4 protein-coding genes are annotated in these 10106 nt (G+C 41.2%); all 4 read left to right on the plus strand.

Annotated features, from left to right (window positions below; all coding sequences use genetic code 11):
* A partial coding sequence (locus tag Q1V93_RS06765) for a hypothetical protein (protein WP_300663071.1) occupies positions 1-1022 on the plus strand: 1022 nt, incomplete at its 5' end.
* A 2-nt stretch (positions 1023-1024) separates the two neighbouring features.
* Positions 1025-1723: a hypothetical protein gene (locus Q1V93_RS06770; protein WP_300663072.1), complete on the plus strand. Its 699-nt coding sequence runs from the start codon at positions 1025-1027 to the stop codon at positions 1721-1723.
* A gap of 13 nt (positions 1724-1736) precedes the next feature.
* Positions 1737-9260 carry an RHS repeat-associated core domain-containing protein gene (locus Q1V93_RS06775; RefSeq protein ID WP_300663074.1) on the plus strand — a complete coding sequence of 2508 codons (7524 nt, stop codon included), beginning with the start codon at positions 1737-1739 and terminating at the stop codon, positions 9258-9260.
* Positions 9261-9269: 9 nt separating this feature from the next.
* Positions 9270-9896: a hypothetical protein gene (locus tag Q1V93_RS06780; RefSeq protein WP_300663075.1), complete on the plus strand. Its 627-nt coding sequence runs from the start codon at positions 9270-9272 to the stop codon at positions 9894-9896.
* Positions 9897-10106 lie beyond the last annotated feature (210 nt).

The raw sequence follows: 10106 nt of genomic DNA on the forward strand, positions 1-10106 counted from the left end.
ATTCGACGAATAATCTGAATTTTTACAGTACAAATACAAACACCGGAGCAACCCGTATTGAAAACCGATTTGATATTCAGGGATATGGATATTCAGGAAAATTAAATACTCCGGTATCGTTATTGTCCGAATACAGTAGTTACGTACTTCGGGTTCATTTTGATGCGTTTATTGATGATGCGAATGGAATATTCCACCCTAAGGAAGAACGCCTGATTCGTTTAAGTCCTTCAAATATAACGAGTGTCACCGGGCTAACGATTCAGTTTGCCAGTAGTGTCGGAACCTTGTTTAATATTCCCGAAGCAGATAAACGAAATTGGAGAGGCGAGATCTTCTTGGGGAAAGTATTGCCGGATCCGGTAGTAAGTGTACCTCTGAATGCAGTAACTCTTTATACCGGAAAAGGGCATACGGGAGATAAAAGTTTGAAAATTTTGAATCAGGGTGGCGTTACCTTTCTTCAAAGAAGGTTGAATTTAGTGGAAGGGAAAGAGTATCAATTCTCTGGTTGGTTTAGTACCGCCCATAATCAATCTTTGCAAACATTGCATAATACGGGAGATTATTTTACAAGCCCGTTTAAAGTGGAGTTTTGGGATGCTTCGAATACCTTAATGAGTACCAGCACGATTACTTACAAAGAGGTTGATATTCTGCAGGGAACTTTTATTGATGAATGGCAGAAGTTTACCCTGAATTTTGTAGTGCCTTCCGGAGCCAGGTATGTACGCTTTGTTCTTCCACTTGCCAATGAAGTGTTGGATCCAAGTATCCCAGGTGGAGATGGTTATGTTCAATATTCCTTGTTTGACGATTTACGGGTTCAGCCTCGCGATGCTGAAATGAACACGTATGTCTATAATAACGAGAACCAACGTCTGGAAGCAGTATTGGATGAAAACAATTATGCTACATTCTATTATTATGATGATGAAGGACAATTGTTCCTGGTAAAACGAGAAACAGAGAAGGGAATCATTACCGTACAGGAATCCAGAACATCTCTTAAAAAGAACTAAACATGAAAGTGATTTATTGTACATTGATCGTGCTGCTGGGGGTAATTATGCATTCTCATGCGCAGGAACTTTCGCAAGAGTTCAAAAACATGTACGCCAAACTGGAAAAATTAAATACATTCCAGTTTGTGGTTGATTATACATCGAATGATACTACTGAATTCACGGAAGAGGGGAAGATAAGTGTGTTGATTACTCCGCAAGGTTATTTTTACCAAACTCCTTTTTGCGAGGTGTTGATTAATGCAAAAAACACGATTTTGATCAATGACGAAGACCGGATGATTATTTATTCGGAAAACCGCCAGTTAGAAAAGAAAGAAGAAACATTTTCTTTTGCTCATCTGATCAAAGGAGTTGATACTTTGGCAGCAAAGGCAGATTCTGTTTATTTTTCCTTTGACGGATTGGAACGGGTGTACCACCTGAGGTTTGCGAACCAATATTTTGACCTGATTGAATTGCGCTTTGCTGGAGATCTGCTAAAACACGTAGATTATTATTACAATGAAAGACTAGTTGAGCGTTCTGGAATAAAAGCAACCAATGAAATCACTTTGATTGAAAACCCGACGTACAATACAGCGATTTTTGATACGGATTTTTACTTTACAAATCAAAACGGGAAGATGGTGCCTACTGAATCGTTTTCTTCCTACGGGATTGTATATAATGAATCAACCGACGAATTTTTAAGATAAGACCTAGACTGATATGAAACAATTAGTAATCATCATCCTTTTAAGCTTGACGGGTCTCCTTTCATGGGGACAGGAATTGCTGACAACATCTAACTATCCCTTAACATCTATCGGAGTTGGTTCGAATATTCTTGCTGAGGATCCCCTAATAAGCGCGGGTTCCGGTGTTCTGTTTAATGTGGATCGTAGATTCAGACTGGAATTGGTATATAACAGAAATTCACATAGTGATCTGGTAAATGCACCCAAATGGCGTTTAACCCTGACAGTTAAGAATACAACAACGTCACAGGAGGAAAACCTGATGATCGATTTCACCCCGGATGGAACAGCAAATTATGCTGCCTGGGCAGACTTTAAATCAGCACTTCCGGCGGATAATAAAATGACCTGGAATATTACTAACATGGTCATTCAAAAGCATAATGGTACCAGCTGGATAGCGGGAACTGTTTCCGATTTACCCCTGACAGATATCCATTTGGAAGCAATGGTCTTCAATGACCGTATTGTGGAATTGGATTTTATGACTGCTCCGAAATTATCAATCGCGAATACGAATCAATTGAATTGGAGTCATATAACCGGAGCTATTGAATACGATGTGGAATGGGTATTTATTGGTGAGTATGATAATTTTGCATACGGAACGGACCAAAGCCCGTTTGATTTCAAGGAACCGGTGCGTATTACAACGTATAAGCACAGTCATACCATAGACCTGGTTTATCCGAAGGGAATCATTTATTTCAGAATTCGTCCGAGAGGATATTTCTTTAAAACAGGAAGTAATAAGGAAATATATACTTACGGAAATTGGTTTTATGCCAAAAAGACCGGGGGAAATATGAGCCTTGCAATCACAACGGATTTTGAAGGCAAGAAAAATTGGCAATATACGGTGGCTTATGCAGAAAACGGTTTGTCTGCAAGTACAATGACCTATTTTGACGGATCACTGCGTGCAAGACAGCAATTGATGCAGCAAAAAAGTACCGGAGAGGTGGTTGCGGCTGCTACACTTTACGATTACGAAGGGCGTTCGAGCGTTCAGGTGATCCCGACTCCGATTAATGCAAATTCCCTGAGTTATTATAACAACCTGCACAGAGATGCTTCCGGAGGAGAATTCGATAAAACGGATTTTGATTTGGGAACCAGTGCGGCAATGGGAACCGCAAGCGGGGCAGGACGCTATTACAGTTCTGCGAATGATCTGACATCAGATCCGTTCAGAGACCGGATTCCGGATGCAGAAGGATATCCCTATTCACAAGTTATTGTAAGCAATGACAATCTGGGACGCCCGAAAGTGAGTTCCGGAGTGGGATTAACTCACCGAATGGGGGCAGGTCATGAAACATACTATTATTATGTGAAACCTACTGAGCGTGATTTGCGTGAATTGTTCGGATCAAATGTGGGGAATCTGTCTCATTATGACAAGCAGGTTCAGATTGATGTAAACGGGCAGGCTTCGGTTAGTTACTCCGATCAGGCAGGGCATGTTATCGCAACTGGTTTGATGGCAAGTGCCCCGGCTGGTTTACTTCCACTGGATAATAATCCGGCAGGAACCCCGGTTACAACGACATCCAGTTTGATGCCGATGAACCTGATTACAACGGATCCGGACGGAAGTCTTCAAAGTGTAACGGATTATACGCATTTTAACCAGGGAACAAACCCGATTACGTTGAACTACGATTTGGTGACCGGTGGAGTTAATGCGTTGAGTCAGTATTTCGGTACTTCCTGTGCATCCTGTTTTTATGAATTGGAAATAAAAGTATTTGATCCGACGGGAGCCCAGGTCAATTTAAGTTATTCTTCCGTGACGATGCCCGGTGCTCCGATGAGTACGATCAGAGAACGTTATTCGGGAAGTGAATTGAGTTGTGTTTCCCCGAATTTTAATTCTGTCTATCCGGCACCAATCAGTAAAACCATTACCTTGTCGATGCAGGGGGAATACCGCATTCAGAAAATTCTGAAAGTGGATCAGCAGGCGCTATCGAATTATTTAGCTTCCAATGCGGCGACTCTTCCCGGAGCTCCTGATTTGCAGGATTACCTGGATCAGTATACTTCAAATGTAGTAACCCTGGGGTGCGGATTTGATTGTGCATCATTTTATGAACAGGAGTGCCGCCAGGAATTAGGATTACCACTTACTGGCTTGTTATCTTCATTGCCAGCGGCAGATCGTGATGCTGTAAATACATGTATCTCTTCTAAATGTGCGACTTCTGCGGTAGATGGAGTGACAGATGAAATGACCAGTGATCCCGGACAGTGTAGCATGCTTTTAGGTGTTTTAAAACAAGATGTTTCTCCAGGAGGTTGGGTTTTTGATTCCTATGCCCCATGGAGAAATAACACATTAAATTGGGACATTAATTATCCTCTTACCTCAAGTACCACTTTTAACCCGGTGAGTCTGGAAGATTTGGCAGATCATTGGCAAGACGGGTGGGAAGATCTGATTGTAAGCACCCATCCCGAATACTGTCATTACACCAAATGTATCTCTTTGGCAGATGTGAAACAATATGCGTATACTATTAATTCTGTTTCTACATTTTTGGGAGCTCAACCTACCTATATCAATAGTTCCGGAGACCTGGTTGTTGCGAATGATCCTTTGGCGACTCATCCGCTTTATGCATCTTCTTTTTCCTCATTTCTTACAGGTCTAAATAATAACTTCCAGGGAACAGGAGGAAGTATTTATGATTACATCTCAGGAATGGTTGTTACCAATGCAAACTTGTTTCAGGATGAGAACGGAGTTCTGTTGACTGGGGATGAACTGATAAATCGTATCTGGACATATGTCAGAAGTGTTTATTTAGGAGAACGGAATAATTTGATAGAATCAGGTTATGCACCAAGTTGTAATTACCTGGATGACGAGAATGCCAATTTTATTGATCCTGCAACGCTGAGCAGCCCTACGGGAGCGACTGATTTATTGGGAGTCATAGATGACAATTGCGCAAATATCTGTGCGAATAATGTAGCTTTCTGGATGGGTGAAATTACCAATAACTGTGATGATTTGGATCAGAATGAAAAGGATTTGATCCGCTATCATTTGCAGAATTATTGTTTGACGGATTGTAATGGATACTCCAACATGACCGGAGCTATTCAGATGAGTGATTTATTGAATTCAAATCCGGACCTAACTGCAGTACAGGGTATTATGGCTGCGAACTGCGAAAGTTATTCCCTTGGTTTGTTAGCTGCAGATGACACTTGTTCAAGTCCCGTATCTGTAACATACAGTAATGTTGCCCAGTTTGGTGCCGAATTGAATAAAAAACTGGCTCTTTTGACCAGTTTGGCAGCAGATATCAGCCCGTCAACAACGAACTATACGAATTTTATTACTTCGCCGTTGATTGCACCGAATGTAGCTTCGTTTAGTTATGCATACTGGACCTCATCTGCGATGAAATTGAAACTCTCCAACGCTGCGACCTCATTGAATGTACAGTATGACGTAAATAAAATTTCGAGCATCGAAGTTTTAAACTATGAAGTGGTGCCGTCAACACCTCCGGCCTTGGATCGTTTATTGTTTACCGTAAAAGTGACTTTATTGACCGGAACGATTAATACACATGTTATCGATGAATATTCAATCACCAAAAATCCGTCAGGTGCTTATTCGTATAGCATCAATGAACTAGACAGGAAAAGTATTTCATACCGTTACTGCGAGCCTGACCTCGAGCCTTTTGCCGATACTTTTTCATTGCAGGCATGGGTTGATGATTGTATAAATGATATTATGAACGAAGCAACAACCCTTGCTAATTTACAATACGCGGTATTTTACGAAAACTACATCAATGGCCTGACCCAGTCGTTCTCAACCAATTGTTTTAACGCAAACCTGCAGGAACAATTCTCCATTACCTATGGTAAATGTGAATATTATTATACGTTGTATTACTATGATCAGGCAGGAAACCTGGTACAGACCGTTCCACCGGCAGGAGTACACATTGTTCCACCGGCAGGGTTTACTTCCGGCGGAGTTTGGGATGGTGTTACGCAACCCGGGCATTTGCTGAAGACGGTTTACACGTACAATTCCCTGAATCAGCCGGTTAAAACGACTACACCGGATGGCGGAACGTCTAAATTCTGGTACAACAGTGCCCAGCAGTTGCGTTATTCGCAAACAGCCCAGCAGGCGACTGAAAATAAATACAGCTATTCTAAGTTTGACGAATTCGGAAGGCCGCTTGAAGCGGGGGTGTTTGTTTCTACAAACCTGTTAAATACCCTTGCTTTTATCGATAATAACAGCTATCCGGCTATTTCCGGGAGCACGCCTGCTTATAATGTCGTTAAAACCATTTATCACAAGCAAAGTTTGGCTTTAAATACCGCACTCGGATGGGCGCCGAAAGATCTGAATAACCGGGTGGCTGCTGTGATGAGTTATGAAGTGTATACCGGCACTCCGGCAGCTTATGACAATGCGATTTTCTACAATTATGATATTCACGGAAATGTGAAACAGCTTCTCACCGATATTCCATTGATGGGAGCGAATAACCGGTACAAGACCGTAGATTACCAGTACGACGTATATTCCGGAAAAGTTCTGAATGTGATTTATCAGAAAGACAAGGAAGATCAGTTCCTACACCGTTATTCGTATGATGATGACAACCGCCTGACCCAGGTACAAACTTCCAGAGACGGTGTGAAATGGGATGCGGATGCCCGTTATTATTATTACCTGCATGGACCTTTGGCCCGTACGGAATTGGGAGAAGACAAAGTTCAGGGAACTGATTATGCCTACACGGTTCACGGCTGGTTGAAAGGAGTTAACAGCAACTCGGGTGTTTCTTCCCGCGATATGGGGAAAGACGGTGCGACACGCACTCATAAGAACCGTTATGTGGCGCAGGATGCGATCGGGTTGAGTTTGACCTATTTCAATGCGGGAACGGAGATTGATTACAAATCAATTGCTCCACCGGCTGCTGCAGACAATTGGTTGTCTTCCTCCGAAAGTGCCTTTTTAACGGGATCTGTCGGAACAATCAACCTGTACAACGGGAATATCCGTGCCATGGTTACTTCCATCAAGAAGGAAAACAACGTCTTGCTTGGAAACGTGGTGCGTGTATACAAATACGACCAGCTACAGCGTTTAAAAGAAGTGCAAACCTATACGGCAGCAAACCAGGCGGTGAATAATGCCTGGACAGGGGCAACTCCGACTGCCAATCATTACAGTTCATATACGTATGATTTGAATGGAAACATCAAGAATCTGAATCGTAAGGACTATACCGGGGCATCGATTGATGAGTTTACATATGGCTACGATCTCGAAAGCCCAAGCGGTTATCTAAAAAGTAACCGTTTGTATCACATCGATGACGCTGTGCTGGCAGGAACTTTTGATGATGATGTGGATGATATGGGAACATTGGTTCCTGCAAACATTAACACGACAACGAATTATGTTTACGATGCCTCCGGAAGATTGATCCGTGACAACCAGGAAAATATCACAAACATTTTGTGGAATGCACAAAATAAGGTCACTAAAATCATCCACTCCAGTCTCAGTAAAAGAGCAGATATGGAATTCCGCTACAATGCCATGGGTCAGCGTGTGGTGAAAATTACCAAACCAAAGGTATTGAGCGGAAGTACTTACATTGTCAATACTGCCCAGATCACAACCACGTATTATGCATTGGATGCGCAAGGGAACCTGATGGCGACCTATACGCAAAAAGGAGATGTGGCAGGAACGTTTGCTTCTACCGGAGCGAATAACACGGCCATGCTATTGGAAGATTTCCATTTGTACGGAGCATCCAGGCTGGGATCCCAGGTAGTGGATCAGACACTGAGTACCACTCCGAATGTGAATTATGTGAAATCCGGGAACCGCGCTTCCTCCATTATAGGAATTACAGGTTCTACATATAACACAACCGGTACCACTTATGTGCAGTACCGTGCAGGAAGTACGGTGTTGAATGATCCGTACCCGTGGGTTTTTGCATCCGGGCTGGATGCCAACCTGAAGGGATTGATGGCAGCAATCAATGCCAAAACCATTACAACGGACATAAGTGCTGCTTTGTGGTACGATAAAAACAATGCAACCACGGCGTATGTGGAGTTGAGTTTCAGCCAGCCGGGGAATTGGCAAAACCAAACACTGGCTGTTTATACCGGGGCAACGATTTCTGTAACCCTGAACAGCACCCTGACGGCCAATACAGCGCACATGACGCGCCAATTGGGCTATGGAACAGCCAAAGGCTCCGATGTGGTGGGAAGCAAACGCTACGAATTGAGCAACCATTTAGGAAACGTACTGGCCGTGATCACCGACCGCAAATGGGGAGTGGATGATGGTGTGTATACCCTTTCAACAGGAGTTAAAACGGCTTCTACCCCGGATAAGATCACGGATTACTACTTGCCGACCATTGTTTCTTACTCCGATTACGATCCGTTCGGAACCATTCAATCCGGAAGGAACAATGGAGAGGTTTACCGTTACGGTTTCCAGGGACAGGAACGCGATGATGAGATTAAAGGAGTTGGAAATAGTATTAACTATGAGTATCGCATGCACGATCCGCGGATTGGACGTTTCTTTGCGGTGGATCCGTTGGCGGCGAAATACCCTTATTATAGTTCTTATCAGTTTTCGGGAAATAGAGTAATTGATGCTGTTGAGTTAGAGGGGTTGGAGCCAAAAAAAGCAGGTTCTTTGGGACAGCAGGCGAAATATGATATAATCGATTTATTACCTAATGAAGCTGATAGAAAGCAATTGAAGGAGTTTTCTGACACATATGATGCCATAAAAGGAAAAATTGGTAAAATCGACAATATGTTAGCGAATGTAGATTTTATCTTGAACGCTAACAAACAAACAGATCCAAAACAGCTCGTGGAGAGTTATAATTCTTTAACGTCGATTGCATCATACTTTTCACCGGGAACAAGTTTTGCAACTAAAGCATCTTCTGCATATATTGGAGTTGTTTTACCAATCATAGAAATTGGATTATCCGTTATAAGTATTGGATTGAGAGAAAAAGACCGGTCAGTTGTTAAGTATGGTGAAACTTTGATATTGCACCCAGGTGTTTTTGGGGGAGGAAAGGCTATGTATGATTTTTTGTCTGAATTTAAAGGTATTAAAAAAGCATATATGGCGAAATATGGTAGTGATGACGGGGGATTTGAAGCTGCTCAAAAGTTTCAGACAAAAGTTATTAATAAAGGAGATTGGGAGGTTCCAGAATCTGTCAAGACATTTTTTAAGGAAAACAGTAATTTTTATAATTTTATATTGAGTAATAAAGTTCCATATGAAACAGAAACATTTATGGGAGTTGATTCTCTATGGCCAGATTCTGAAGAGACAGTTAACTATCAATTTTTATGGTTGTGGGGGAGTTTTGATCAAATTGAAACCTCAATATATGGAGGACTTAAAACAGGGATGAAGAATATTAAAGCTAAATAATTTTTAAATATGAAAAAGGTTCATTTAATAATGTTGTTTTTGTTAATCTTGATAAAGTCTTCATGTCAGACAGAAAACAAATATCCAACTGACAATATCGTTCCGAAAAATGCCATCATTCAGAGTTTTCCAATTAATAATAAAGTACAATTTTCAGGATTTAGTTTTCCTCAAATTCTAAAAGATAGCATAGAATCTAGTGAGAGTCATTTAAAAATGAGTTCTGATTCAGCATCCATTCTTATCATAAGATATGATGAAAACGATCTCATTAAGAGACTTTTGGGAGACAATCCTGGGATGAAACAATTATTCAAAAAGCATAACATCTATAAGGGGTATGAATTGTTGAAAAAGATTTATTACATAACACCTGAATCGCAAATTGAAGATAAAAATCAACTTCTTGAACTCAAGTCTATATTAATGCCGCTCGGTAGTGAGGAGATGTTTATTGAGTATCAAACACCGATTGGAAATTGTTTTCAATCTGGAAGTGGTGGAAATGGGCAAGTGATTTTAAATTGGTTCGTAGGAGACAGTGAATTTATGATTGTTATGAAACATGTTTCGATGAAACAGATAAGACAATTTTTAGGTGGAGTATCTAAGGATCCGGGAGCTGTAAATGGGTAGTGTTCTCAATCTGCACCCGAGCTTCTTTTAACCTTGTAAATGATTGAAAACAATTCGTAAAAACGAATTGTTTTTTTGTTTTTGAAATATATTGGTCTATCCCATATCATAAGCTGTAAACTTCCCTAAAAATCAGACAGTTTAAAAATATAGATTTAAATTGTCAGAATTATGAAAAAGTCACGATTTACAGAGGCTCAGATTGTAAGT

Origin of the sequence: Fluviicola sp., assembly GCF_030151805.1 — a bacterium.
Lineage (GTDB): Bacteria > Bacteroidota > Bacteroidia > Flavobacteriales_D > Crocinitomicaceae > Fluviicola.

Excerpts from the sequence above, each read along its gene's own strand:
- Q1V93_RS06770 (WP_300663072.1), top strand. The coding sequence starts at position 1,025 with ATGAAAGTGATTTATTGTACATTGATCGTGCTGCTGGGGGTAATTATG.
- Q1V93_RS06775 (WP_300663074.1), top strand. The coding sequence starts at position 1,737 with ATGAAACAATTAGTAATCATCATCCTTTTAAGCTTGACGGGTCTCCTT.
- Q1V93_RS06780 (WP_300663075.1), top strand. The coding sequence starts at position 9,270 with ATGAAAAAGGTTCATTTAATAATGTTGTTTTTGTTAATCTTGATAAAG.